Here is a 26,812-nt window from a genome sequence, read left to right on the forward strand (position 1 = left end):
GAGCGGTGTTTGATAACCGGTAATCAGGGAATGCAGCCGCCGCGCGGCACGAGCAAGATGTGAGGGACGAGTTTGCCTGGGCAATGGCTCATCGACGCGACCGCCGCCCTGGGCGACACTTGCAAGAAGAAACTCGCCGGCCCCGGTGAACCGGAAGCGGCCATTCGCGCACCGATCGAAGAACTCCTAGCCGCCGCTGGCCAGCACCTGTCTCTGACCGTCGTCCCACACGACGAGGTTCGCGACAACGACCGCGGAGTGCGACCCGACTACGCGATCAGTGTCAACGGCGCCATCACCGGCTATGTCGAAATAAAGAAGCCCGGCGCCAACCTCGACCCCGAATCGTTCACCGGGCACAACCTCACACAATGGCAACGTCAACGCGACTTGCCCAACCTCATCTACACCAACGGCACCGAATGGCGCCTCTACCGCGACAACGAACAGGTCGGCGACCCCGTCCACCTCACCGGAGGCACCTTACGCGCTGCCGGATCCAAACTGACCTGCGGCGACAACTTCGAACACCTCCTCAACGATTTCCTGCGGTGGAAACCCGCACCGATCACCGGCGTCATCGCGCTCGTCAAGGCCGTCGCTCCACTGTGCCGCCTCCTGCGCGGCGAGGTGCTCGACCAGTTGGACGACGAGAAACGTGCGATCGCTGCAGGTGCCCGCGAAAGCGAACAACCGTTCCATGGCCTCGCCCGCGACTGGCGCGCCCTCCTGTTCCCAACCGCTGGCGACGAGGTATTCGCCGACGGCTACGCGCAGGCCGTCACCTTCGCGTTATTGCTGGCCAGAACCGAAAACATTGACCTGGAAAACGCCGGCGGCCTACACAACGTCGGCGTTAAACTCGCCGGCCAGCACTCCCTGATGTCACGCGCACTGCAGCTGCTCACCGACTACGTTGCAGCCGATTTCAAAGTCACCCTCGACCTGCTCGTGCGCGTGGTCGGTGCCGTCGACTGGCCTAAGGTCCGTGCCGGAAACCGCGACACCTACCTGCACCTGTACGAACGTTTCCTCGAGGAGTACGACCCGGACCTACGCCGACTGTCAGGCTCCTACTACACACCTCACCAGGTCATTGAGCAGATGGTGCGCCTCGCCGAAGACGTACTCGTCGAACGCCTCCACCGACCCGACGGATTCGCCGATCCCACCGTAGTCGTGGCCGATCCTGCCGCAGGCACCGGCGGATACCTTCAGCAGGTCATCGAGCACGTGGCCAAACGAGTCGAACACCGCGACGGCCAGGGCGCGGTCGCAGGAGCCGTCAGCGACCTCGCGGCACGTCTTTACGGATTCGAACTCCAAATGGGACCGTTCGCCGTTGCAGAACTACGCGTCACTGACCTGCTCGCCGACGTCGGCGCCAGCCTCCCCGAGCGCGGCCTCGGCCTGTTCGTCACCGACACTCTCGATGACCCCTACGCCGAGCAGACCCAGCTCGGCTCCGGTCTGGAGTTGATCAGCCGCTCCCGTTCGCGGGCAGCCAAGGTCAAGGCCAAGACGCAAGTGACTGTTGTTATCGGCAATCCGCCGTACCGCGAACGTGCCGAAGGAATGGGCCGCTGGATCGAAAACGGCAGCGGCGCAGACCCATATAAGCCGCTCGACGACTTCCGCGCGCCCGGCAACGGCCGCGCCGAATTCGTTCTGAAAAATCTTTACGTCTACTTCTGGCGCTGGGGAACATGGAAAGTGTTCGACGCCAACGCAAATCTTCCCGGCGGCGACGTCGGAATCGTCTGCTACATCTCCACGTCCGGATACCTGCGCGGTCCGGGCTTCAAAGGCATGCGAGAGTACCTGCGCCGCAACACCTCCGAAGGCTGGATCATCGATGTGTCCCCCGAAGGGCAACGGCCTGAGGTCGCTACGCGCATCTTCCCCGGCGTTCAACAGCCTCTGGCCATCGCGCTATTCACTAGGACACCCGACTGCGACGGTGACATCCCAGCCACCATCCACTACACGGCAGTTCACGGCCGTCGAGCCGACAAGTACCAAGCGCTCGCCGACCTCACACTGACCGGACTGCACTGGCGCCAAGCCCGCACCAACTGGCAGGCCCCCTTCACCCCTTCTGCCGACACCGACTGGGACGACTACCCAGCCCTCAACGACCTCTTCCCGTGGACAGCCCCCGGTGTCAAACCGAACCGAAAATGGATCTACGCGCCCGACCAAGGAACACTGCGCCAACGACTCAAGACCCTCATCGCCGAAACCGACCCGCGCCGCAAGGCCGAACTGTTCAAGGAAACCGACACCTCACACCTCGACACTCGCACTCAGCCCCTCGGCCCCGACTCCGAACCTCATACCGACCGGCCATTCGCATCCGAGAAGGTCAGTCATGCCGCGAAAGCGGTCATCCTGCGTAGCGGCTACCGATTCCTTGATCGGCAATGGATTATCGCCGATCGGCGGCTTATCGACCGCTCCCGCCCCGAACTCTGGGCTGCGCGCCTGCCCAACCAAATCTTCACCATCGAACTCCACTCGAAACCAATCACCAACGGCCCCGGCGTGGTTTTCAGCTCACTCATCCCCGACAACGACCACTTCCGAGGTAGCCACGGCGGCCGCACTCTGCCGCTCTACCACCCAGGCGGCCGGCCCAATCTCGCCAGTGGACTTCTCGGCGCCCTCTCAACGATCACGGGTGCGGTCGTCACGGCAGAAGACCTGATCGCCTACGTCGCCGGCGTCGCCGCGCATCCCGCCTACACCGATGAGTTCGTCGACGAACTCACCACGCCAGGTATCCGGATTCCAATTACCACCGACGCCAGCCTTTTTCAGCGTGCTATCGAGCTGGGTCGCGAAATCGTCTGGCTTCACACCTACGGCGACCGATTCGCCGAAGGCCGCCGTGGAATCCGCTATGCGTCCGGCGACCCCCGCCGCATCACGAACCAGACCGCCGTTTCCACCATCCCGACGACCATCACCTACGACGCCGAAACCGCCACCGTGCACATCGGATCAGGAACATTCGGCCCTGTCCCACAAGAGGTGTGGGATTACACAATCGACGATAAGCCAGTCGTCAACGCATGGTTCAACTACCGCAAAGCCAACCCGACCGGCCGTAGAACCAGCCCGCTCGATGAAATCAACGCGACGACTTGGCCCGCTGAATGGAACGGCGAGCTCATCGACCTGCTTACCGTGCTCGCCCGGCTTGTGGAACTGCATCCCGCCCAGGCCGAACTGCTGCACGACATTCTCGATCGCCCCGTCGCCAGCTACGCCGACCTCGCCTCCGCCGGTGTCACTTGGCCCACCACCAGCACGGACGCGCAACGCAGACCCGACTACACCACCAAAACCGATCACGAAGAAACCGGACCAGGACAACTCGGCTTCACATTCGGTACCGGGGAATAATGCGTCAGTCTGATCGGCGATCTCGGGTAGCCCCGCTCGCTCTTAAAGCGCAGCTCGCCCCAGCTCGAGGCATCTTAGGCTAGCAAGGTGGGATGTACTCCCACTCCACGCGGCGCGGCCCCAGGCTGATGGCCCGCACCGTGCCTTCGCGGGCGAGGCTTCGTAGATGGCGGTAGATGCCCGCGCCCGAGTCCTGAGAGGAGCGTGGGCGGCGCACGACGTGCCAGGTGCCGTGGCACTCCAGCACTTCCAGACTGCGGTTGCGGCGTGGGGCCAGACAGACCAGCTCGCAGCCGAGGTCCAGTCGCTCGGTGTGCCACGGCAGCATTCTGGCCAGCGTCGCGCTGCTGATCGGGTGGCCGGCCTGCCGGAGCAGCTCCAGCAGCTGAGCCCGCAGTTGGTAGGTCTCGGCCCTGGTCACGGTGTCTGCGTCCCTGCTGTGGCGGCATCGACGTCGAACAGGGGCTGTTGCACCGGCAGTGGCCGGTTCGACCACACCACAACCGCAGGTCCGGCCTGCACAGTCAGCGTGGCCTGTGCCCAACCGGGCGGGGCCGTCATGTCGCCTTCGGTGTGGTCCACTCGGACCACCGCCGCCGCTTTGGTTTTGGTCAACGCCGACAGCACCACGTCGGGGCCGGGGCGAAAGGCCGCACCCGGGTCGGCACCCTGGGCTCCGAACAGGTTCGCCCGCAGATCGGCGTAGAAGCACACGCCGCGATGGCCGCCGTGAGCTTCGACGACCTTGACCGCAGGCAGGCATTCCAGCGTGATCTCCCTCAGGCGCTGCGCCAGCGACTCCATCTGCTCGATGTCAGTGCCCGGTTCAGTGTGCTGGCGGCGACGTCGCGTCCCTCGCCATTGTGGGCGCAGCCGTGCAGGTCCGTCGGCGCTTTGGCTCAGCACCACCCACACCCGGCGGGCCGCCTCCAGCTCATCGGCGCCGAGGTGGGAACCGCTACCGCGGGCGGTGTCGAACTCGATGCGGCTGAGCGGGGTCAACGCGCACACACGGCGCAGCTCATGGGGTCGGTCGCGCAGCACCCTCCAGAAGGTCACGATGTCCCGGCTGGTGTCGTTGATGGTTTCGGCCTGGCTGGGGGGCTTGTGCAGCAGCACCTCCAGGCCCCCGGACTGCAGCTGCACATAGTGGGTGTGTGCGGGCAGCATTCCGGCGATCCGGGCGGCGGCCTCCTGAGCACCGGCTGTGCGCTCAGCCAGCGGGGAGACCACTGCGGTGTCTAATCTCATTGGGCCACGGCACTATCGGCGGTGGACTCGCAGCCCAGTGCGGCTCCGGGTCGGGGCTGGCGCCGCTCGTCGGTGCTCTGCCGCACCGGTATCAGTAGCGCCAGGCCACGGCGAATGCTGCCGTCCTTGCGCTTGCCGGTGGGGGTGCTGAGCCCCTTCAGCCACCCGCCCGGGCTCGCCTTGTCGTAGTCGATGAGCGCAGCAAGGGCCACCACCAGCGCCATCAGTTCGTAGCGGTCGGTCTGCTGCAGGCTGTGCCACAGCTCATCCGGGCTCAGATCGTGAACATCTCCGACCACCCCAAGGGCTTGGCGGTACAACCGCTGGCATTCGTTGACCCGCGCCTCGCTGAGTGAGTACACCAGCGGCAGTGTCCCCTCCCCCAGAAGGTGACGCAGTTGATCGGCCACTGCCGAGCGCTCCAGCAGCAGCCCCGCCCGCACCACCGCCTCGTCGGGCCAGTAGTCGCCGACGCGGCGGTGCGGATCGCTTTCGCGCCAACCGTCGGATTCGAACTCCTCACGGTGGCGGCCCAGCACGGTCAGCACGGCGCGCGGATGCACACCGTAGAAGCTGGCGACATCGGCCAAGTGATGTGGGCGTGGACGGCGTTGGGGGGCAACGTCATCGAGGACGTCCACGATCCGGCTCAACGCGTTGCGCTTGCGCCGCTCGCGCTCCTTCTGGTGGTACTTGGCCTGCAGCAGGCGGTCGGCTTCGGTGCGCAGCGGACCGCCGCGGCCGGAGCCGTAGTCGCTGTCGTCGTCCATCACACCTGCCCCTCTCGTGCGCCGCGATACACCTTCGGATTGATCAGTGCAGACCAGGAAACCGGTTGCAGGCCAACGAAACCGCGTGCGCCTCCGCGCCACGGTCGGCGCGCCAACCGAACGGGTGATTCGAACACCCAGTGATACAGCTGCTGGGTCTTGCGGGTGTTGCCCCACGGTGCGCAGCACCCACGGGCGCGGTGAACGTCAACGAGCACCGCGGCACCCAGCCAGCCCTGCTGGGCGGTATGGAAGTCCATGCAGTGCAGGCCTTGTCGCCTGCCCAGCGCGACGCCGGCGCGGTCGAGGCGAGCACCGGCGTAGATCAGGACCGGGCCCCGGTAGGTCGTGGTGTCGGTGCGGTTCTCCACGTTCTTGCCGCCGGCCTCGGTCGGCACCATCAGCATCGACGCCCACGGTCGGCGCAGCGTCAGCCCCATCGCATGACCCGGCTGAGCCACCGGATCCTGGGGGGCTTGCGCGTAATCGCAGAGCACACTGCCGATGCCGCCGGGGTCCAGTGTCGCGCAGGAGCATTCAGGCCCGTGACCCGCGCAGCGATCGCGAAGGCTCAGCAATTCCTCGCTGCGGCCCGCCAGACGCACCGCGAAGTGCACGGCGGCCGACCACCGCTGCCGGTCGGTGCGCTGGCCGCCCTGCGCCGTGTCACCGAATACGTCGTCAGCGTCGAGCGCGTGGGCGATCTGGCGAAACGCCGCAGTGTAGTCGTGCGGCCAGGCGGTGTCGCCGAGTCGGTGAGCAGCCAGGGCCGGGGCGGTCACCGCGGTTCCCCGATCGGCTGCAGGCAGGCTGTGCGCCGCGTCGCCTGATGCGCCGAGACCAGTGCAGCCAATTCCGTGACGTGCCCGCTCATCGCGGGCAGCAGACGCGCCAGTGCGTCCGCGGTCGTGTCCGTGCCCCGCCGCCGTCGGCGAAACACCGTCGGGCCGGTGGCGCCCGGGGTGACAGCCTCGAAGCCGTCGGCGTGGACGTTGGTGATCTGCCAGCCGTAGTCGTCGGTCAAGGTCATCGCCGACCAGTACGCGCGCCGCACCTCGGCGCAGGGCTGCTCACCCACCACCGACGGCAGGTGCCAGGGCTGGCGTGCATCGTCGGGATGCGCTCTGCCAGCGGGCATGTGCAGCCGCAGCCTCGCGTCGACGCGGCGCAGGACGGCGGCGCGGTCCTCGGGGCACAGGTCGCCCAGCTCGGCCAACAGTCGGCCGACGTGGACCTGTAAGACGGGTTCGGTACCGCCGTCACATCCGGCTCGCACGGTGTGCCGCCGGCCCGCGCCATCGCGGACAGACCATCCCTGCGGGCCGAACTGCTCGATCACCCATCCGTGATTAACCAGCCTCGACATCGCCCAGTACAGGCGGTCTGCGAGACGGTTCGGCTCGCCCGTCGCAGTGGCGTCGCGGTCGATGATCTGCGCGGTGTGCGTCGTCACGGTGGTCTCCTCTGTCTCGCGCTGTGGTGTTCTCAGGACGTCGGTGACGGCAGATCGGGCATGTCCTCGTCGGTCCGCCAGTTCCACACCGGCAGTCCGGCGATCGGGGGCGCATCACCATCGGATTCGCCGGCAGGGCGGTCGATGAATGCGGCTATCGCCGGGGTGGTGTCGGTGAAAATCAGGGAGGCCAGCGCTATCGCGCTCCCGTTGTAGGACAACACTTTCCGAAACGATCGCTGTTCGTCGATGGCGGTGCTGAGCAGGGTGCGGTCGGCGTCGCCGGTGAACGGTAGCCAGTTGCGGTCGGTCGTCATCAGCGACAGCTGTTCGACGTTGGCATGTCCGGCCCGCGAAACCCAGAAGGTGCAGATCGCCAGTAGCCGCACCTCGCCCGCTTCGGCCATGTGCCAGACTTCGAGTTCGGTGGCGAAGCGTCTGGTGAGCCTGCGGTACAGGTGTTCATCGAGGAACCAGGGGTGCCCCGGCTGGTGGCGTACCTGCATTTTGAATCCATGACCGGCTGGCTCGATTGCTTTGATTTCGCCCACCCCGATCAGCAGTCTGGTGGTCTTTCCCGGCTGACGTCGCGCCGGAGCCCACGCCCTGATCCGGCGTTGCTCGATTTCGGTCTTGCGGTCGGCCGAGAACGGTTCGGGCACAAACAAAGACGTGGACAGTGGGTTCTTGCGGACGAGTTTGCCGTCCACAGCCGCCAGCAGACGGCGGTGAACGACCGCCCAGGACCGGTGCCCGGCGAAAGCCGGATGCCAACTGGTCAGTTCCGCCTCGTCCCACAAGTAGTGCAACACACCACGCAGCGATAGCTTGCTGCCGTCAGTCGCGACCGTGTTCGGCTGCGAATCAGAAGGTTCAGGGGCAGCACGACTTCCGGCCTTCGACAGTGAAAACCCCAGCCGCAGTGCCGTTGTCCCGTCGGCAGGGTTGTCGACGATTGACCGCTCGGCAACAACTGCGTAACCGGAAAGCTCGCCGGGAGGCAGCCAGGAACGACACCGATGGTCATGCGCGGCCCCGGTTCCGGGCATCCGTTTGACGATGAGGTCGTGTCCGGCGGCGGCGATGTACATCTCAACCCCGGGGGACCGGCACAAGCACAGCGGCCGCAGCCGCGCAGCTTTGGCCCGACTGAGTACCTGCTGGGCCGCCGCAGCGTGCACATCCTCAACCCGGCTGCCGGCGACCTCAAACACGCGCGGTATCGGCATGCTCATCGCCGCTCACCTGCCTGTCGAAATACATTGCTGCCTAACCACTCTCATGCGATAGCCCCTTCTAGCCCTGCGGTGGGTTCCCGCGACGCCCGGCAGACGGGGGCGGCTCATCCGAGCGGCCCCGACCGTCGGCAGAGCCTCGACTGGGTGAGGCGTCACGCCCCGGTGCGGGCGCGCTGCCGCCCGCCCGTCGCGGGCTCGAGGGGGCAGGGCGCGAGCCCGATCCCGCGCCCGACGACGGTCCCGATCCCCCGCCCGACGACGGTGTTGGCGGCGGCGTTGACCGGCGCCCGGATGCGTTGTCGTCGCGCGTGTTCCGTTGATTGGCCACCGCTTTGGAGGCCACGACCGCCCCAGCGACGGCCGGGGCTGCCGGCCCCGCCAGGGCCCCAGCTGTCCCGGCCGCCGTGGCGGCGGCACCGCCGCCCGCTGCGCCGGCCCCTGCGCTGGCGGCCGGGGCGGCGGTCGCCACCCGGGCCCCGGCGGCACCCGCCCCGCTGGCCGTGCTGGTCGCCGCGGCCGGGACGGGACTGCTGGCCGGAGTCGATGCCGGTGTCGGAGCGCCGCGTGCCGCCGCGCCGTTGCCCGGCCGAGGCGCCGGCCCGCGTGATCCCGCATCACCGGAGGGTGCCGGTGGGTGCGGACGTCGACCCGGACCTGCCTGCGGTCCACAGCTTCCTGCATCGCTGGTCTGCTGAGAACGGGGCCAGCGGGTGTCGTCGCGGCTCATGCGGCGGAGATCGCGGGAGGTGGCCCGCATCGCCGCGGCTTGCCCTACCGGGCCCATCCCGAGCTGCATGGTGCGTTTGGCGATCGTCATCGGGCCGGGAAGCCCCTGGTCGCCGAATCCCCGCAGCAGCGCCCGGAATCCGAACACCGCGGCGGCGGTGATCAGCAGCATCACGATCATCTTCATGATCGGATGCTCGATGTTCATGCCCGGCAACGAGTTTCCGGTGACATGAGACATGATCACCAGCACGACCCCGAAGGCCGCTGTGGCGAACAACATCTCCACGCCGTGCACCAGAAGTTTGACCGCGGTGCGTTTGGCGTACTGCCGCTGCGGGCCCGGAGCCACCGCCACGGCCGAGGCCGGGATCAGCACCAGGATGTGCCAGAAGGTCAGGAATCCGATGCGGATGACCTCACATCCCATGTAGCACAACAACAGCAGCAGCACCAGCACGATGCAGTTCATGAAGAACATCAGCCCGACTGTTTCGCCGCTGAGCTGGCGGGCGTGGGCCACGGCCTCCAGGCGGCCGCACTGCTCCATGGCCTGCACCGGCCCGCTGGCGGCACCTGCGACCGCGGCCGCCGGTCCGCCGACTGCGCTGCCGCGATTCAGTGCGGCGTTCCAGGCCTCGGCGCATCCGGTGTAGTTGTCGATGACCTCACCGAAGTTGGCGATCTGGATGGGATGGCGCACCAACACCGTGGCCATCCACTGCGACAGCACCGTGGTCTGGGAATCGACGTTGCCGCCGCCCAGTGACCCGTTGTTGCCGACGCCGAGGGAAATCTGGAATCCCAGCGACCGTGCGACGGCCAGCAGGCCGTGCTCGCCCACCAGCTCGTCGATCGGGTCGCGCAGGAACACCCAGATCAACAACAGCACCAGATAGGCGCTGACCATCACCGCAGCCCCGGTGGCGAAACCCTTCCAGTAGCAGAGGATTCCGCCGACGACCAGACACAGCACCACGGCCAGCGGGAAGATGTTGTAGGTCTGCACGAAATGTGCCAGGGCTGCGGCGATCGGCGCGGCCAGTGCCCCCAGCCAGCCCAGCCACACTGAACCCAGCGCGAACTTGATGAACCAGATGCCCAGTGCGCACACCACGACCAGGAAGCCGCAGCACAGACCCAGAAGTGTCGCTAGTTGGCTGTAGGTCAGTGCGATCTGCACGCGGTCGGCCAGCCCCGGCACCCACGACGACGGGTCGAGCATGCTCACGTCGCTGCCCTGCTCCTTGACCGCATCGAGCATGGACACGGTGCCGATGAAGTACGAGCCGATGGGCTGACCGGTGGTGTCGGTGATCCCGGTCCAGCCCACGGCGTTGGCGAACCCTGCGGCACTGGCCCGCGGCGCGGTCACCAGGGCGGTCAGCGCCGCGGCCCACAGCATCTGCACCATCAGCCACGCCCGGCGCAGGCCGGGACGGGTGTAGCGCCAGGCGACGTACGCGGTCAGCATGGCAGGGTGTCCGCGGCCGGGGACAGAGCTCTGGTGTCGAACGCGGCCACCCGCTGCTGCTGCACCGGGGGCAGCATGTCCACCAGTCCGGCCCGGCCGAACTCATCGATCATGTAGGCGTAGCCGTGGCCCTCGACCGTGCGCAGATCGAGCACCTCGGGATACTCCTCGGGGTCGATGCCGATGGCCTTGAACTCCGCCCGAGCCTGGTCACGTTCGATGGGTTTGAACGGGGTGATGATCCGCGTCGGCAGGTCTTTGGTGGGGATGCCGGCGAAGTGCTCGACATGCTGTGAGATCGCGATCAGCCCGTAGCGTTCTTTGCGGCCCTGGGTGATCAGCCGCACCGCGTCCTCCTGCCCGACTGGGGAGGAAAAGTAGGTGCGGGCCTCCTCCGCGACGAACCAGCCGAACCCTCCCGGCCGCCGGTTGGGCCCGGTGTAGGCCTCGCGGGTGACTGCGGCGATCATTCCGTAAATGGCGAAACCAGCTCTGGCACGCGCACTTTGGCGCCGGTACTGATGCAGGTCCTCGGTCTGGGCGGTGGTCGGCAGCTCCAGCTCGGAGGTCAGCCACACGACCGCATCCTTTTCCGCGATCGGCGGCACGGGAAGGGACTCATCGAACATCGCCCGCAGGTAGTCGATGTTGGCCCACATGTCGAGCTTGGCGGTCAACTCGCTGTACTCGCGAGCCTGTTGGCCCCGCAGATCGTTGAGGTAGCGCACCAGCCCGCCCATGCTTTCGGCCACCCGCTGGTCGGGGCGCAGCAAAAACCTGAACTGGCGGGCGATTTCGCCGTCGGGCTCAACACCCATCATCGGCAGCAGGTGATCCAGCGTCCGCTCGACGGCGATCTCGCGACGAAAGATTCGCAGACCGTCCATCGACACATCACCGCGGGTCGGGTTGATGTAGACCACCCGATCCCCCAGATGCGCCAGGGCGGGCTCCCATTCCCGATTGGTGCCGGGGTCAACGATCGAGCACTGGCTGTTGCGGGCGATCAGCTCGGTGACCACTCGCTTGGCGCCCTGCGACTTTCCGCCCCCGGGCGGGCCGAAGAACAGCACCCCGGGCGCACCGCGACGCTGCGCAGCGCCCTCCGGATCCAGCAGCACTGGACTCGGCCGACGGGTAGCCATGTTGCGGGCGAACAGGATTCCGGTCTCGTTGCCCAACTCGTTGGACACCAGAGGAGAGAACCGCGCCCACTCCGTGGTGGTGGTGGGCTGGTCGAACTGACTGCGGGGGCAGCGTTCCTCACTGCCGGGCAGACCGGTCTGCCACAGCCCGATCTGGGCGCCGCCGCCCCAGCGGCTCAACGTGGTGTCGAGCTCCTCGGCGAAGTGCGTTTGCATCTGCTGGGCGGCATGATCGAGCGCGGCCCGATTGTTGGCGCCCACGGCGACAACCGTCGACGCGCAGACCTCGCGCTCCAGCTTGCTGGCCCGCAGTTTGGCGTTGTATTCCTCGCCGGCGGCGTACCGCTCGGCCAGGTCGGTGTTGCTGGCCCGCACCGACCCTCGCTGGAAGGCCTGGTCATCGAGATTGCGTTGGGCGCGGTCGATGCGGTTGAGCGCCCGTTCAGCCGAGCGGGTGGTGATGTGCTGAAACCAGTCGACCTCGACGTCGCTGTCGACATCGACGTCGTAGAGCGACAGCAGATACTCCGCACGCGGATACACCAGACCCGCTCGAGGAAGCTGGGCCACAGCGAGCATGCTCTGATAGCTCGCTGGTTGACGGTGGCGCCGGATGACCACCACCGCCGCCAGAGACGGCACGATGCGCCGCCACCAAGACCGATGCTGACGACGGGCGAGCTGGTCGCCGCAGTCGAACTCGGCGGGCATCAACGCCTCAAAGTCGGTGCGAGTCAACCGATCCGGGCCACCCGGCTCGTGGGGGAACGGCTCAGACACCGCCCCCAGCGACCAGCGGCGGCGATACCACCAGTGAATCTGGCGTGGCGTGGCAGGTCGGGCGTTGAACTGTCGCGGGATCTTCGTCAGCAGCTTGTCGACCATCTCGCGGTAGCCGGCCAGCGACTGCGGATCGTCGGGGTCGCGCCCGGCGACCACCGTCGCCACCTTGGCCAAACCACCCACCCCGCTGCGGCCTTCCATCCCGGCATCGACCGGGATCCGCAATCCGAAGACCTGCTCGTAGAACGGTTCGATCTGAACGAACTGCTCCCAGTCACGCACCTCCTGAATCCAGCCCGGATGGCTGTCGTATCCAGCGAGCATGCGCCGCAACAGTTGTCGCGGATTGATGCGCACATTGGCGCCCCACAGCAGCATGCCCGACGGCAGCTGGCGCACCAGAGGACGATGTCCTCGCGAGACGGCGTCCTTGCGGTCGTAGGACATCATGCCGCCTGGCTGACCATCGACCAGGAACTCCGCATACACGCCGCCGGGGGTGAAGATCAGGTTGTCGATCACCTCATCCGGTGGAGACAGCCACGCATCGCGTCGACCGTCGACACCGGCGGTGTGGTGGGTGTGCACCAGTCCCTCCAGCATCCACACGATGCGGTAGAGCGGGCTGGGCCGCGACACCGGCATCTGCCGAGCCAGGAAGGTGAGCCCGGCGGTCAGCGCCGCGCCGAACAGGAAGATCGCGACCGCGTGCCCGGAGTCCAGCCAGTGGCGGGTGGCCCACACCGTCGCCGCCGACCCGAGCAGGAACGTCGCCCCATCCCAGATGCGCCACGGCGCGAACCACAGCCGGGTGTTGTCGTCGATGTGCGACAGGTAGATGGGAAAGTCGCGCACATCGGCGTAGACCCGCGCTCGGCGTGGCCTGTCTGCGTCCTCAGACACCGGGGCTCCTCGGGGATTGCTGCGGTCAGCGGCGATCTCGTCAGCCGAACTGGCCGGAGGTGATTCCGCCGCCGTGCTTGTCGACGGTGCCCTTCAGGCTCACCGCCAGGCCGACACCGCCGAGAATGATGGCCGCGATGGCGATACCGCCGAGCACCTTGCCCGCCGCCGCACCGAACCCGCGGGCCAGGGAGAACGCTCCCGCCACACCCCCGACACAGATGGCGATGATCGCCAACGGCACCTGCAGGGCCTGCCACAGCGAGGGAATGGCGGTGATGAGGTCACCGGCCGCCAATGCCGTCTCGGTCATGATGTGTGTTCCTTCCAGTTGTGTGGATGTTTCAGTTCGGGGTCTGGGCGCTGCGCCAGTCGGTGTCCACCGTGGCCGGCACCAGCGCGTCGTCGGTGGACACCGCCGGAGCGAAATCGATCGCCGCCACCAACCAGCGGCCACCCACCCCGGTCAGCGTCAGCGGATAGCTCAATTCCGTTGGGGCGTACTGCGAAGTCACCGCCGTGACCGAGGCCAGCACGCGCACCGTCTGCCCGTCGGCCGGTGTCGTCGGCGGCGGTGAGACGGCGGTGATCGCCGACACCGTGATGCTCTGATAGGCCCCCGGAACGCCCAGCAGCTTCGACTCAGCGGTCACATAGCGCTCCACCTGCCCGTCGCCGGTCAGGTAGGCGGTCAGGAACCCCGAGGCCACCGAGTAGGCCGGGTCGGATTCACTCAGTGTGGTCGGATAGCTCAGCGGCAAGTCCGCGCCGGCGCCGGGCCCGCTGATGCGGGCGGGCAGCGACGCCGCCCGCGGACCGTAACGGGACCACAGCACCGGCACCCGGTACAGCGCCCGCTGCGGGCTGGCCGACTCGTAGGGCCGCTGCGTGACACCGACTACCACCGAGAACACTTCTGCGTCAGCGTCTTTGCCCGCCAGGCCCGCATACGTGACCGCCACCACCGTGGGGGTGTTGATCACCACCGCCGGGGTGGACGGAAGCTGCAGGTTGGCGTGGTCGACCGTGACGAACTGGTTCAGGCTGGCCACATCGGACTGGCTGGCCGTCAGCCACACCGACACATAGTCCTGGGCGAAGGCGCTGACCACCGCCGACTTGTTCACCACTTCCCGCGACGGGGTGACCAGATCAGGTGGTGACCCGAACAGGAACTGCCACACCAGATTCAGGCCCGCCAGCGCCGCCAGGCCCAGCACCAGCGGCTTGCCCGCGGCGCTCACCGCCTGCTTGGCGCGCTGCAGCCGCCGCTGCCACGTCCTGCTCATCTGCATTGCGGGTCGTCCCTTCGATTCACAGCGGCTCGTGGCCGATGATCTTCAACCTCTTGATCGCGAACGCGGCATCGACCGGATCGGACTCCGGTTGACCGCCCAGCGGGGAACCCGGCAGCGGCGCCAGCGTCAGCGGAGGCGCAGGGAGGTTGACGCCCCCCGGCGTCGGCGTGGGAGGTGTCCCCGGCTCGGGCTGGGCCGGTGGCCGTGAGGTCTGCCGGATCAAAATCTTGATCTTGGAGGCCAGCACCCGCTTGATCGGCTGCACCGCCTCACCGTGGACGTTCTTGGTCTCCTGCGTCACCAGCGTTCTGTCGGTGTCGTTGAACAGGTATTGGACAGTGGTCACCACCCGGTACTGCTCCCACTGCGACGCCCCGCTGGCGTCCTTGCCGACCCATCCGGGGGTGAGCGAGATCGCGGTGATCATGTAGGTCTTCGACAGATCGATCTCGATCACCTGACCGTCGGCGCCGCCGCGCACGCACACGAACGCGCTGTGCGGATCGGACCCGGCCATCGTCTGCGCCGACGTGGATCCCGCCGCGCACGATCCCGCCGCGTCGGCGCTGTAGAGCAGCGGACGATCCGTCGACTCGGCGGCCACCGGCTTCGGTGTCGCGGTGCGCGGCGGCGGCGCGGCACCCGGGTCGGTGACCGAGGCGGCGGTCGGCCGGTCGGGTTTCTCGGAGCCATAGACGGCCACCGCGCCGACGATCGCCACCAGGACCGCGACCAACCCGGCAGCGGCGAAGCCCATCGCGACCTTGCCGTCGAACCGGCGTGGACGCTGCGGTTCGTCGGGCTCGTCGCTGTCGAGCGGAACGTCTACCAGGTCGCGCGGTGGGCCCTGCTGCCCATCCTCGTCGGGATCGGCGTAATCATCGAAAGGCTCACCGTCGCTGCCGTATTCGTCGTCCTCGTCGCCGTACTCATCGTCGTACTGCTCGGCGTCGGCGGCCTCGTAGTCGGCCTGAGCGCCCTCGGGCAAGTCGAATGCGGGCGCATCCGGGTACAGGCTGGCGGGGTCCTCGCTAGCCGCCAGCTGCTGAGTCCACTGCTCGTTGGTCAACGTCATGACTGGCCTCCGTGAGGGTTGACGCGGTGATGCAGGCTCGCCGCACCGGGGGAACTGATCCGTCGGCGCTGTCGGGGACCGGCCAACCAGCTCCGTCGGCGACCCGCGGTGTCGGCGGGGACCGTCGGCGGCCCCACCAGCGTCGACGGCCACAGCGCCGAACCTCCGACAGCGCGGAACCCGGCCGCTGTCGACGTGTTCACCAATGACTGACCTGGGTGGGCACCTCCGCGCCCCGGGACCGGAACGCCCGCACCGCCGTGGCGGCGCCGAATCCTGCCCACTAATGCGTGAATTGCGCTGATTACAAACACAAAAGTGGCAGCGGCCAGCGTTGCCCCCGTCAAGAGGGAGACATTTGCCAGTCCCAGAGCTACGCTGTCCAACATGTTTTTTATGGTGACAGACGAGACATAGAAAGACAACACGTAAACAAATGTTGTTCAAGCCGAGTGTGGACCGATACGACGAGTTGCGCCGCGAGTGGATCGCCGAGCACTCCGGAATCTTCACGATGCAGATACGCCGGGCCGAACTGCTGAACCGGCGCATCCGCCGACGCCACCGCGAGACCGCCGGCGCCCGCCCCAACCCCTACGACGACCACGCCACCCACCCGTTGCTGAGCCGGGGCGCCAAGACGCTTGAAGCCAAGCTCGAGCTGGCCATCGTGATCGTCGTCGCCCTCGCGGCACCACTGGGTTGGCCCGCGGGCCGGTTCATCTACCAGCGCATCGAGACGTTGATCCCCGACCGGTTGCGCTCCTACCCCATCCCGGCGCTGCTGATTGCCGCAGCGGTGCTCGGTGCGGTGACGACCCTGCTGTATGACCCCGGCCGGGGACTCACGAGCGCGGTCCTGGCGCCCTGGCTGATGGCGCAGCTTCCGGCCGCCGCCCTGACCGCAGCTGTCTACGGCATCCTCAACGGCTGGCTGGCCATCGACGGCTCCACCGCGTGGTGGCCACTGACCCCCCCAGCGCCGTCGGTGGAGCTACCGGCCACGCTGCTGCCCGACGACCTGACCGCACCCTCACTGTTCGAGACCGGCCCCGTGGCCGACCCCATCGACCGCACCCCACCCGGCGCCGGATCGGTGCGTTCGCTGCCGCGATCCTCGCGGCTGCTCACCACTGCGCTGGTGGTCAATGTGGCGGGCATCATCTGGACCCTGGCAGCCGTCGGTGTCGGCGTGAAAACCGCTGTCGTGGAATCGCTGACGCCATCGAGCACCATCGGCGCCACCCACTCGGGCTGAGCCCTCACCCACTGCGGGTGCCGGTCGTCACCGTTTGTCGGCGGTCGACTCGGGTTGTCGCTGAACGGAACTCACAGCTCGCTGTCGTAGCGGGTGTCCGACCACAGCCGCCGCACCAGTCCCGCCGCACGCGAATACTGTTTGGCGCCAGGACGTTCCTGCTCACTGGTGCGTGCCAGGATTTCCCTGATCGCCATGTCGTAGCGATGCAGGAACTCCGACCAGTCCGGAATCTCCACGCACGTGCCCACGCCACCGCGCACCAGCAGGCGGGCGTGCTCGCGATCGGGGGGCAGCAGCTCCTGCCAGCGCAGCGTCGCCCCCAGGTCGCTGCTGAGGTTCTTGTGGGCGTCGGCCTGCGCGAAGCCCTGACTGCGCCGGTTGGTCAGACCCGACCAGTTCTCGGCGGCCGTCAACAGCTCCTCCTCACGGGCACCGAACATGATGACCGCGGCCCCGAAGATGTCGCGTAACTCGTTGGCATAGGTCTGCCCGTACACGGTGTCCAGAGATGAGGACGCCTGCACCGCGGCCATGAAGTTGATCCCCAGGCCACGACCCTCCCCGACGATCCTGCGCAGCGAGGGAATCGGAGCGGTGTTCGGTAACTCGTCGACGATCATCAACAGCCGGTGCATCGGCTCGCGCGCCGAGGTCTTCTCCCGCCACCGCCGCACCAGCGAATCCAGCAGGGTGACCGCCGAGCCGGCCACCGTGCCGTCGGCGGGGGCCAGCACATACAGCGTGGCCTGCGGATCATCGAGAAAATCCGGGGTGAACGGCTGCGCGCCCGGGCGCTGCACCAGTGAGGTCCGCAGCCACGGCGTGATCGCCTTACGCATGGTGATGGCCACCGAATCCCGTTGCCGGGGGTCCATTTCCATGATCCGCAGCATGCCCATCGACAGGGTGGGGTACTGATGGCAGATCGCGGCGGCCTGCGCCCAGCCCGGTTCGCTGGTGTTCTTCGGGTCAATGTTGTCCACCCCGGTCAGCACCCAGTCCATGCCCTTGCGGTTGCCCTGCGGGCTGGCCGCGAACAGAAACGCCGCCAGCGGACCGGCCGCCTGCGACTCCCACACCCCGCCGTCGGAGACCTGATCGGCGCCGGAGCCCAGGCCCACGGTGGCCATCTGCATGATCGTCTCGGCCACCGTCAACGCCTCGTAGGGGCTGTCGATGGTCACCGTCGGGTCATAGACGTTGGCCACAATGCCGTCGGGATACACCGGGGAACTCAGCGGCCGCAGATCCAGCAGTGCCCGCGGTCCCCACCGGCGCTGCATCACGTTCTGCATCAGATCGTCCTTGGACGACACCACCACCGCCGGTCCGCCCCACAGCACCGCCGCCGGCGCCAGGATGCGCCGCGACTTACCGGTGTCCGACGGGGCCGACACCAAAACCATTGGGGCACTGCGTGGCACGAACAACTGCTCCTGCTTGCCGACCATCCGGCGGCCGAAGCCGCAGTAGGTGGTGGGCGTGGGGGTGAACGTGGAAGCCTCACGCACCGCAGGGCTAGCCACAGCGCCGCCCCTCCGCCGGCCCGTCGGTGTCGACCGCGGTGCGAACCGCCGCCACGACCGCATCACGATGACCGGCGTCGCAGGTCAGTGTGCGCACGACCGAGCGGCCAAGGACCCCTGCTGACGCCGCACACCGCAGCGCCGCCTGCGCCCAGCCCGGGCGCTGCACGTCCTCGGGGTCGTCGTTGTCCAGCGCCGCCCGCACCCATGCGATCCCCCGCCCATTGCCCAGTGGAGACGCCGCGAACAGCAGCGCGGCCAGCGGACGGACCGCCTGCACTTGCCAGTAATCAGCGGGCCGGTCACGGCCCAGGCCGGGCCGGCCCACCCCGAGCAGGACTTCCGCCGCGACGATCGCCGCGTATGCACTGTCCACATCGACGGTCGGGTCACCGGAACACATGCCCGAATCCTGGCAGACCAATACAGCGCCAGTCAATACGTGAACACTGACAGAACACCGTCACACGTGGGGTTGGGCCCGCCGCCGTTCCTCGGATTCGCGCAGCCAGTCCGACGCCCGCGCAGCGTTGGCCCGCATTTCTGGCGGCAACGCCTGCTGATGCCCGTAGTGCACGTCCTCAGCGGTCAGCAGGGTCAACATGTCCGCGTCGAGGTCGGTGCCCAGATCGGGGTCGGACAGGTCGGCGCCGCTGAGGCCCAGCGAGCTCACGATGCGGCTGTTGCGGTTCAACTGCGCCTTCTCCACCACCGTGCGCACGAATCGCCCGTTGCCCAGCCCGTCGATCACCCGGATCACATCACCTTCGGTGCTGGTGATCTGGGCGTTGTAGTACTGCGCAAAACTGGGCCGCAGCGACTGCAGCGCATCCGGTGCGAAGGTGTCACCGTTTTTGGCGGCGATCCCTTCCATGATCGCAATCAGCTGATCCGGGCTGTATGAGGTGTACTCGATGAGGGTGGCGAAACGCGACCGTAGACCGTCGTTGGCGGCCAGCACGCGCTGACTGGCCATCGGATAGCCGGCCGCGATGACCACCATGTCGTCGCGGTGGTTCTCCATGAACGGGACCAGGGTGCTGATGATGGCCTGACCGTAGGGGTCACCCGATCCGTAGCCGGTGTGGATGAGATCACCGAACTCGTCGATGAACACCGTGGCGCCCACACCGGTTTCGAGCTGCTCGCGGGTGTTGTTCTCGGTGTCGCCGACGTGGCGGCCGATCAGCTTGTCACGGCGGGTCTCATAGACGTCGGGTCGGCGCAGCAGCCCCAGTCCGCAGAAGATGTGGGCGATCACCCGCGCCGAGACCGTCTTGCCGACGCCGGGCGGACCCATCATCAGCAGGTGCCGCGACACCGGGGACGTCGGTAACCCCTTGCGCTGCCGGAGGACTCGTGCGATGGAGTCGTGGCGCAGTTCGGCGATGCGGGTCTTGACCTCCTCGAGGCCGACCATCGCCTCCAACTCCGCTTCGGCTTCAGCCAGCAGGGTCTTCGCCGAACGGGCCGACTCCTGGGCGGCCCGTTCCTCGGGGCTGGTCTCGGTGGAGGGGTCCCAGCGATCGGTGCGTGTCTCGATCGTCTGCGGGTCGGTGATCTGCAGTCCGAACGTGGGGTCCGACAGCGCGGTCTGGGCACGCTCGAAGTCGGGCCACTGCACGCGGATGTTGGTCAGCAGTGTTCGGGCTTCCTCGTCCTCGCCCTGATGGCGCAGCACCAGTGCCCGACAGAATAGCGCGTCGCGGGTCAGGTCGTCGCTGGCCTGCTGGGCACTGGGCTTCCACCCCGTGGCCGTGTCGTCGGCGGGAGGGTTGACCACCCGCTCGACGGCTTCCAGGGCCCGGTCGGTCAGCCCCAACGACGCCGCCGCCCACGCCTCCTGCAGGCTCGCGGCCCGACGCAGATGCGGATCGCCATGCCACTGTCGGCAGTTGCTCACCGCGACCAGGACATCAGGCCAGCGCTTGGTGGCCGTGGCCAGCACCGACCGCACATAGCCCACCGCAGGTGTCGTCGGAAGCGGGCGCAGCGTGTCGTCGGCGCCTTGCCAGTTCTGCTGCCGAAGCAGTGCCGCGGCGTAGGCCAACCGGGCGGTGGTGGCGTCCACAATCGGCATCCGCACATAGTCGATGTCGAAGTGCGCTCCCAGATCGGCGGGCCGGTGCTGAATCCGCAGCAGCCCGTCACCGAGGCGGTCGGCGTGGGTGGCCAGTCGCTGCAGCACCTGCATCGAGCGCTCCCCCGTGGCATAGCGGCCCAGCCAGGCGTCGGCCAGCTCCGGGTTGTCCCCGGTGGCCAGCACGAACACCTGCGCAGCCCGTTCCGGCGAACTGTTGAGCACCTTCATCGCGGCCCGCAGCGCCTGCAGTGAACGGTCATCGATCACGGCTGAAGCGCTCCCGTCCGCAGATGTGTCAAGAACTGCGCTTCATTGCGCGGGCGCATCACCGACAGCCGCACCCCGCGCACCGCCGGAGTTCCGATCACCAGTTCATCCGGGGATTCCTGCACGATCGTCACATCAGCGTCGGAGTCCACCGACCCCACCGTCACCAGACTGTGCCCCCGCTCACCGGCCGTCAACGCCAGCCCCTCGCCGTCGGCAACGATGACCGTCGGCGCCCGCACCGGGTCACGGTCACCGGCCAGGCTGATCCGATAGTCGTTGTCGCACAACGGTCGCCACACATCGGGACGATCACTGTGGATCAGGATCACCGCGCCGGCGGCGCTGGTCCGCAGCAGCAGCGGAATCACCACCGACAAGTCGGCGTTGATCGACACCCGGGTCGCGCGCAGCGGATCGGTCAGCGGCATCAGGAACGGGACTCCGGTGACGGTCATGCCGAACATCGGCCCCGACGGACCCACCGGAATCTTGAGGTCGGCGCCGTCGCCCAGCAGACGCGGCGACATCTGCAGATGCAACGCCCTGTCTCCCAACGGCAACGACGCCAGCAGGGAATCGAGGGCCTGACCCGACACCGGCTGCAGCGCCAGCAGCGGAGGGTGGGGCAACGGGGCGTCGGTGTGGAACCGCACCAGCCCGGCCACGCGGGAGTTGCCAGCGGAGTCACCGAACAACCGCACGGTGGTGACGGTGCGGTGTGCCCGCACCGTCCACAGGTCGTTGAGCATCTTGGTGTTCAGGTCACGCCCGGCGATGCGGTAGGTGGTCACGTAGTCGGCGTCGGCGTCCAGATTCGACCAATTCTCCTGCACGCGAGCGAGATCGGTCTCGTTGAGCAGGGCAGTGATCGCTGCGCTCATCTGCGGCGCGGTGCAGGTGACCGCGCGGCAGCCCGCCCGCAGCACCGCCTGGCGCACCCGCTCGGTGGCCGCCGCGGCGGCCGCAGCGGCATCGCCGCGATACAGCATCGCCGCCAGGCAAGCCTGCGGGCACAGCCGCAGCACCAGCCAGGAGCGGCGGTCACCTACAGCGGCGCGGTCGCCGACGATCTCGGCGTACTTGGGGGTGTAGCTGCCGTCGGCGGCCACCCGGCTGCCCACCTGCACCACGTCCACCGAGTGCAGCTCCAGACCAGCGAACTGGCTCAGCCGCGACTGGATCGCCTCCAACGGGATCGTGTCGATGGTCGCTGCTCCCGTCGGCACCAGCACCGTGGGCGAAAACGCGCGACCGCGCAGGGCGATCATGGTGACCGCGTACTGGCCGTCCCAGATCATCCCCACCGGCCCCGCACCGGGCATGTCCACGGTGAACGGTTCGGGGATACGGGTGCGGGCCCGCCGCGCACTCTCGCGGCGCCGGAAGTACACGAACCGCCCCCACCGGGCCAGCCAGCCGGCCACCGTCGCACCGTTGTAACTGACCGTCACCACCAGCAGCACCACAACCAGGACCAGTGCAATCAGCCACCACGTCACCGGCGAGGCCGCGACCAGGATCGCCGCGGCGATCAGTTCGGCGATCACCACCAGCTTCAACCGCAAATCCAGCCGCCAGCGTCGAATCTGCTCACCGAATCCCGGGTGTGGGCCGGGGATTTGCTCATCGAGTACGGTCACGATCGCCCCTACTGTCCTCGTCGCGATTTCGACATCGACGTCACCAGCAGCACCACACCCAGCACCAGCAGCAGTGCGGTGGTTCCGGCCACCGTCACGATCATCGGCCGATGATCAGGCGGCGGCGGGGGCAGCGGAGGTCCCAGCGGTCGAGTCAGGTTCTCCCGCGGTGGCGGGACTTCGGGGACATCGAAGTTCAGCGCCGCCAGCGGGTCGATCACCCCGTAGCCGACCCTGTTGTCCACCACCGCCGCCGGTGAGTGCGCCGTCTGCTTGATCCGGTTGATCACCTGTGCGGCAGGCAGATCGGGGTACTTGGCGCGGATTAGCACCGCCAGCCCCGACACATACGCCGCGGCGAAGCTCGTGCCACTCATCGGCTTCAGCTGCGAGGTCTGCGGATCGACGGTGGCGTTGATGATGCCCCCGGCGGGGTTGACCCCCTCCACGAACAAACCCGGAGCACCCACGCCGACCCACGGCCCGGCCAGGCTGATGTCGGCGCCCTCCTGGGTCTGCGCGGGCTGACCCCGGTCATCGGTCGCGCTGACCGACAGCACATAGTCGGAAAACCACGACGGCGTACTGATCGTCACGACCCCACCCCAGTTGCGGGGATCACCGACATTGGTGGCGTCGATGTTCGGGTTCTGCGAACACCCTGTGCCCATAGGCATTCCGGCGCTGGCGGCGTTGGCGTTGCCTGCGGCGGCCACCAGCACGACATCCTTTTCCATCGCCGCATACCGCACCGCGGCTCCCAGCGTGGTCTGGTCCACCGGCTTGGTCACCGGCACACAGGACACGATGGACATGTTGATCACCCGGGCACCGGCGTTGGCGGCGTGCACGATCGCACGAGCCAACGTGCTCACCGTGCCCGCTCGTGCGTCATCCTCGTTGCCGCCGCGTTCGCGCACGAACATGCCCGAGGACTGCCGGATCGAGATGATCCCGGCCTCCGGGGCGACCCCGACTAGGCCGTCGCCCTCAGCCGGGCTGGCGCCGATGATGCTGGCGACCACGCTGCCGTGGGTGTCGCAGTCCGACAGGCCGTCCCCACCCATCACGTAGTCGCCGCCGCCGCGCAGGTGCGGCAGACGCGGAGACGGCCACACACCCGTGTCGATCACCGCGACCGTCACCCCGGCCCCACGACCGGCCGACTTCCACAGCTCCGGCAGATTCATGAATGTCTGCGCTGCCGGCGGCACGGCCACATCGGTGCCCGGCATCAGCGCGTTGCCCGGGCATTCGTACCGCTGCTTCATCGGCTCGTCAGGGCCGGGTTCACCATCGGCGGGAACAGCGGCCGGATCGATCGCCGGAGGGGTGATCGCCGTGGCGGTGCCCGACGGCCACATCAGCGCCAGCATCGCGGCCAGGCCCGCGACCGCCAGACGCCGGCCGATCCCCACAGGGCCGGCCATCACATGTTCCTCGCCAGGGCCAGCAGGTTCAGCAGCCATACCGCGATCGGTGGGACCGCCACGATCAACAGGTACTCACACCACTCCACGACCTTGCGGAAAACCGGGGAGAACACCTTGGCCGGGACCACGGCCGCGGCCCCCATCCCCGCGATGCCCAGCGCAATGATCACCGCCGCCGCCGCGTAGGCCGCCACCGGGTTCGGCCAGGCCAGCGCGTACTTCACGGTCGTGACCATCACCATCAGCACCGCAGCCGCCACCACGGTGATCGCCTGCCCACGAGCGGCGAACGCCCTGCCGCGCAACAGCAGCACCGTCGCCAGCAGCCCGACGAACACCGTCGCCAGCCACCAGCGGCCCTGCCCCGGTTCCACGACGAACACCGATGCGCCCACGAAGACGATCGCCACCGCGATCAGCAACGCGCTCAAGTACACGTTGGCCGCCTGCGCGCCGCGGCGCAGATCCTCCACACTGGGTGTGCCCTGATGCTCGGCGGCCACCAGCGCCTCCTTGGCGATGGCGTCGGCGTCATCAAAGGTGTCCTTGCCGGTGACCGTGGGAAACGGCGGCACCGGGATACCGGCCATGCGGGCCGCGATCTTCGGCGCCCCGGTCAACACGAACAGCGCCAGCACCATCACCGCCACCGACAAGTTCTGCAATGTCGCCCCGGTCAACGCATGGATGACGGCCAGCGCCGCCACAGCGGTGCCGACGATCACGATGGTGGCCATCAGGCCGCGTGGAGCCGGACTCAGCCGCCACAACAGCGCCGCCAAAACCACCGCCACCATCACCGCGAAAATCAGATGCCAGGGCCCAACGCTTCCCGGAGCCGCCATCAGCGCGGCCGCCGGACACGCGATCAACGCCCCGGGCAGCCACAGCGCATTGGCGGTCACCGAATCCCGCTGCTGCCGCCACACCAGGGCCCCACCGACGATCAGCAGCAGTCCCAGCCCCGCCGCGCCGGCGGTCGGGACCAGGTTCCACTCCTGGCCTGCGCCGCGGTTGCGCGACCAGGCCAGCATCAGCAGCGCCGTCGTCACGGTCACCGACACCGCCACGATGATTCCGGCCACCAGCCGCGCCGTCGCCGCAGTCACCACGGGGGTGCGGGCCTTGTTCAGCACCGCCACCGCCGACGACGGAGACTCGATCACCGGGGTGAACTCGACCTCGGCGTCGATCACCTCCAGCACCAGTAGATCGCCGTCGACCACGCCCTGCTGGCCCAATGTCTGCGTCCGGTTCAGCGGCCGTCCGTCGATGTGGGTCAGGTTCACCAGGCCGGGGCTGACCATGCCGTTCTCGTCGGGGCTGCGTAGCCCCTCCTCACCGCTGTCGTCGTCGTCGGCCTGCAACCGGCGCGCCAGGGCATCGACCACCGCCGCCACCGGGGAGCTGGCCGGAAGCGTCACGTCGTGCTGGCGGCCGTTGAACAGCACCGCCACGTTGACCTGTTCGGCCAGACGGACCTGACGCGCCGGGACCGCCCCCTGCGCGCCCTTCTCCGTCGCTGTCGTCATCGCCGCCCCTCGCCTTGCTCGGGCCACCGCGGCCGATACCCCGGGTCCTTGTCAGCGGCCTTGACGAACCCGTCGGCCACCGACGCCGCAGCCTCGATGAACGCCCGCCGCGTCGCTGGTGCCAAACGGTTGAAATCAACAGCGGTGGCGTCGCTGAGGTGGCTGTCGTAGGGGATGTCGTGCACCGCACGCACCACCCGTTCAAACCCCTCATGCAGATTGCGCACCGCCTTGGTCGGCGTGATCTTGTTGACGTTGCTGATCACCATCACCGCCTCCCGTACCAGGCCCGGATAGCCGTGGGAGATCAGCCAATTCAGCGTCTGCTGGGCAGCCTCAGCGCCGTCGTAGCGGGTCGTGGAGACCACCACCACCGCGTCGGCCATCGACAGCACCGCCGCGGTGATGTCGTCACGCATCTGGTTACCGCAGTCCAGCAGCGCCACCGGGTACACGCGGGCCAGCCGCTGCCAGGCCATCACCAACTGACGCCCGGTCAGCACCGCATCGCCGGGATCACCGGCGAGCACCTCCAGCCCAGACGAGGAGTCCATGCCCAGGTGGTGCCGAAAATCGCTGTAGGAGTGAAGATTCGGATCAGCCAGCAGGGTGCGCCAGGTGCCCGTGCTCGGTTCGTTGATGCGTTTGGACAGGTTGCCCGAGGCCGGGTTGGCGTCGATGGCCACCACCTTGTCGCTGCGGTAATGGGCCAGCGCCGCACCGATACCCAACGTGGCCGTGGTCTTGGAGACCCCGCCCTTCTGCTGCAGCACCGCAATGACGTACGTGCCGCGAAGGTTGACCTTCAGCCGACGACGCAGATCATTCCACTCCCGCTCGCTCGCGCCCGGCCCCAGATTGATCCGCGTGGTCTTGTACAACCTTTTGCGCCAACCCGATTCCGGTGTCGGCTTGTACGGGCGCACCAGGTCGGCTTGACGCACCTGAGCCTGCATCGGCCCCACCGACTCCCCACGCCGGGCAGGCCAAGCCGGAGGTTCGGGCGGTCGCGGCACCCACCCCGCCGGGGGCTGCGGTGCGCCCGCCGGCGGCGGCTGATGTGCGCCGGGACGTGATTGCCCTGTAGGCCTACCCGCGTGCGGGGGAAGAACCACGCCCGTGTCGCCCGGCGCACCACCCAAAGCGTGGCGACCTGCACCCGACGGTGGGGCCGCAGGATCATCCGGTGCAGCCGGGGGATACCCCACCGGCGGCCACCCCGGCGCTGCAGGCGGGGGCGCCACCGCGTGCGGATCGACCACCGGCATCCGCGGATCGGTGTGCGCGTCACTGGGATCTACACCGTTGTGCGGCTGATCGGGCGTGCCGGTCGGCTCCACCGGCGCCGCGGCGGTCTGCGGTGCGGCGGGCTCCAGCGGCTCCTCGGGCTCCAGTGGCTCTTCGGGCTTGAGGTACTGGCTGTAAAAGTCTTGTTCGCTCACAGTGACTCGATCCTGTTGCGCCTCACGGGCCTGCCTCCTAGCACTGCCTTAGTATTGCACACACCAGACATATTCAGACAGTACGTGAACACAATTTTTGT

20 protein-coding genes are annotated in these 26,812 nt (G+C 67.8%); 2 read left to right on the forward strand and 18 right to left on the reverse strand.

Going from position 1 to position 26,812, the window contains the following annotated elements; all coding sequences use genetic code 11:
* The first annotated feature begins 72 nt into the window (after positions 1–72).
* Positions 73–3,408, forward strand: a complete 3,336-nt coding sequence (locus K3G64_RS00345) for a type ISP restriction/modification enzyme (RefSeq protein WP_238884843.1) — start codon at positions 73–75, stop codon at positions 3,406–3,408.
* A 79-nt stretch (positions 3,409–3,487) separates the two neighbouring features.
* Here K3G64_RS00345 and K3G64_RS00350 read toward each other — a convergent pair whose 3' ends face one another.
* The 11 genes from K3G64_RS00350 to K3G64_RS00400 form a co-directional block, all read right to left on the reverse strand.
* Positions 3,488–3,829, reverse strand: coding sequence for a hypothetical protein (locus K3G64_RS00350; protein WP_238884844.1), 342 nt, complete (start codon positions 3,827–3,829; stop codon positions 3,488–3,490).
* On the reverse strand, positions 3,826–4,659 hold the full coding sequence (locus tag K3G64_RS00355; protein WP_238884845.1) for a DNA adenine methylase: 834 nt from the start codon (positions 4,657–4,659) through the stop codon (positions 3,826–3,828). The genes K3G64_RS00350 and K3G64_RS00355 overlap by 4 nt, the downstream gene beginning before the upstream one ends.
* On the reverse strand, positions 4,656–5,429 hold the full coding sequence (locus K3G64_RS00360) for a hypothetical protein (protein WP_238884846.1): 774 nt from the start codon (positions 5,427–5,429) through the stop codon (positions 4,656–4,658). The genes K3G64_RS00355 and K3G64_RS00360 overlap by 4 nt, the downstream gene beginning before the upstream one ends.
* Entirely contained in the window at positions 5,429–6,211 is a 783-nt protein-coding gene (locus tag K3G64_RS00365) for a hypothetical protein (protein ID WP_238884847.1), read from the reverse strand. The genes K3G64_RS00360 and K3G64_RS00365 overlap by 1 nt, the downstream gene beginning before the upstream one ends.
* Positions 6,208–6,882 carry a hypothetical protein gene (locus K3G64_RS00370; protein ID WP_238884848.1) on the reverse strand — a complete coding sequence of 225 codons (675 nt, stop codon included), beginning with the start codon at positions 6,880–6,882 and terminating at the stop codon, positions 6,208–6,210. The genes K3G64_RS00365 and K3G64_RS00370 overlap by 4 nt, the downstream gene beginning before the upstream one ends.
* Positions 6,883–6,914: 32 nt before the next feature.
* Positions 6,915–8,117 carry a DUF1173 family protein gene (locus tag K3G64_RS00375; RefSeq protein ID WP_370646921.1) on the reverse strand — a complete coding sequence of 401 codons (1,203 nt, stop codon included), beginning with the start codon at positions 8,115–8,117 and terminating at the stop codon, positions 6,915–6,917.
* Positions 8,118–8,178: 61 nt separating this feature from the next.
* Complete coding sequence (locus tag K3G64_RS00380) at positions 8,179–10,320, reverse strand: hypothetical protein (RefSeq protein WP_238884849.1); 2,142 nt, start codon at positions 10,318–10,320, stop codon at positions 8,179–8,181.
* Complete coding sequence (locus tag K3G64_RS00385; RefSeq protein ID WP_238884850.1) at positions 10,314–13,151, reverse strand: ATP-binding protein; 2,838 nt, start codon at positions 13,149–13,151, stop codon at positions 10,314–10,316. The genes K3G64_RS00380 and K3G64_RS00385 overlap by 7 nt, the downstream gene beginning before the upstream one ends.
* Positions 13,152–13,191: 40 nt before the next feature.
* Positions 13,192–13,464, reverse strand: coding sequence for a hypothetical protein (locus tag K3G64_RS00390; RefSeq protein ID WP_238884851.1), 273 nt, complete (start codon positions 13,462–13,464; stop codon positions 13,192–13,194).
* A 31-nt stretch (positions 13,465–13,495) separates the two neighbouring features.
* Positions 13,496–14,440 (reverse strand): conjugal transfer protein, encoded by a 945-nt coding sequence (locus tag K3G64_RS00395; protein ID WP_238884852.1) that lies wholly within the window; start codon positions 14,438–14,440, stop codon positions 13,496–13,498.
* Between the two features lie 25 nt (positions 14,441–14,465).
* On the reverse strand, positions 14,466–15,524 hold the full coding sequence (locus K3G64_RS00400) for a hypothetical protein (protein ID WP_238884853.1): 1,059 nt from the start codon (positions 15,522–15,524) through the stop codon (positions 14,466–14,468).
* Between the two features lie 454 nt (positions 15,525–15,978).
* Here K3G64_RS00400 and K3G64_RS00405 point away from each other — a divergent pair, with 454 nt between their 5' ends.
* Positions 15,979–16,782, forward strand: a complete 804-nt coding sequence (locus K3G64_RS00405) for a hypothetical protein (RefSeq protein ID WP_238884854.1) — start codon at positions 15,979–15,981, stop codon at positions 16,780–16,782.
* 71 nt (positions 16,783–16,853) lie between these two features.
* Here the strand turns inward: K3G64_RS00405 and K3G64_RS00410 are convergent, their stop codons facing one another.
* Genes K3G64_RS00410 through K3G64_RS00440 form a run of 7 tightly spaced genes read right to left on the reverse strand, consistent with a single transcriptional unit; the run spans position 16,854 to position 26,711 of the window.
* The gene (locus K3G64_RS00410) at positions 16,854–18,311 is read right to left on the reverse strand and encodes a type IV secretory system conjugative DNA transfer family protein (RefSeq protein WP_238884855.1); all 1,458 of its coding nucleotides are present in this window, start codon (positions 18,309–18,311) and stop codon (positions 16,854–16,856) included.
* Entirely contained in the window at positions 18,304–18,714 is a 411-nt protein-coding gene (locus K3G64_RS00415; RefSeq protein WP_238884856.1) for a type IV secretion system protein VirD4, read from the reverse strand. Before K3G64_RS00415 ends, K3G64_RS00410 begins: the two co-directional genes overlap by 8 nt.
* 60 nt (positions 18,715–18,774) lie before the next feature.
* Positions 18,775–20,661 carry a type VII secretion AAA-ATPase EccA gene (eccA, locus tag K3G64_RS00420; RefSeq protein ID WP_238884858.1) on the reverse strand — a complete coding sequence of 629 codons (1,887 nt, stop codon included), beginning with the start codon at positions 20,659–20,661 and terminating at the stop codon, positions 18,775–18,777.
* A complete protein-coding gene (gene eccE, locus K3G64_RS00425; RefSeq protein ID WP_238884859.1) occupies positions 20,658–22,304 on the reverse strand; it encodes a type VII secretion protein EccE in 1,647 nt (548 codons plus the stop codon). Before eccE ends, eccA begins: the two co-directional genes overlap by 4 nt.
* An 8-nt stretch (positions 22,305–22,312) precedes the next feature.
* A complete protein-coding gene (gene mycP, locus K3G64_RS00430; protein ID WP_238884861.1) occupies positions 22,313–23,734 on the reverse strand; it encodes a type VII secretion-associated serine protease mycosin in 1,422 nt (473 codons plus the stop codon).
* Positions 23,734–25,269, reverse strand: coding sequence for a type VII secretion integral membrane protein EccD (gene eccD / locus K3G64_RS00435; RefSeq protein ID WP_238884863.1), 1,536 nt, complete (start codon positions 25,267–25,269; stop codon positions 23,734–23,736). Before eccD ends, mycP begins: the two co-directional genes overlap by 1 nt.
* Positions 25,266–26,711, reverse strand: coding sequence for a MinD/ParA family ATP-binding protein (locus tag K3G64_RS00440; RefSeq protein WP_238884865.1), 1,446 nt, complete (start codon positions 26,709–26,711; stop codon positions 25,266–25,268). The genes eccD and K3G64_RS00440 overlap by 4 nt, the downstream gene beginning before the upstream one ends.
* Positions 26,712–26,812: the final 101 nt, after the last annotated feature.

The sequence above is a fragment of the Mycobacterium sp. IDR2000157661 genome (assembly GCF_022317005.1).
In the GTDB taxonomy this organism is placed as follows: Bacteria; Actinomycetota; Actinomycetes; order Mycobacteriales; family Mycobacteriaceae; genus Mycobacterium.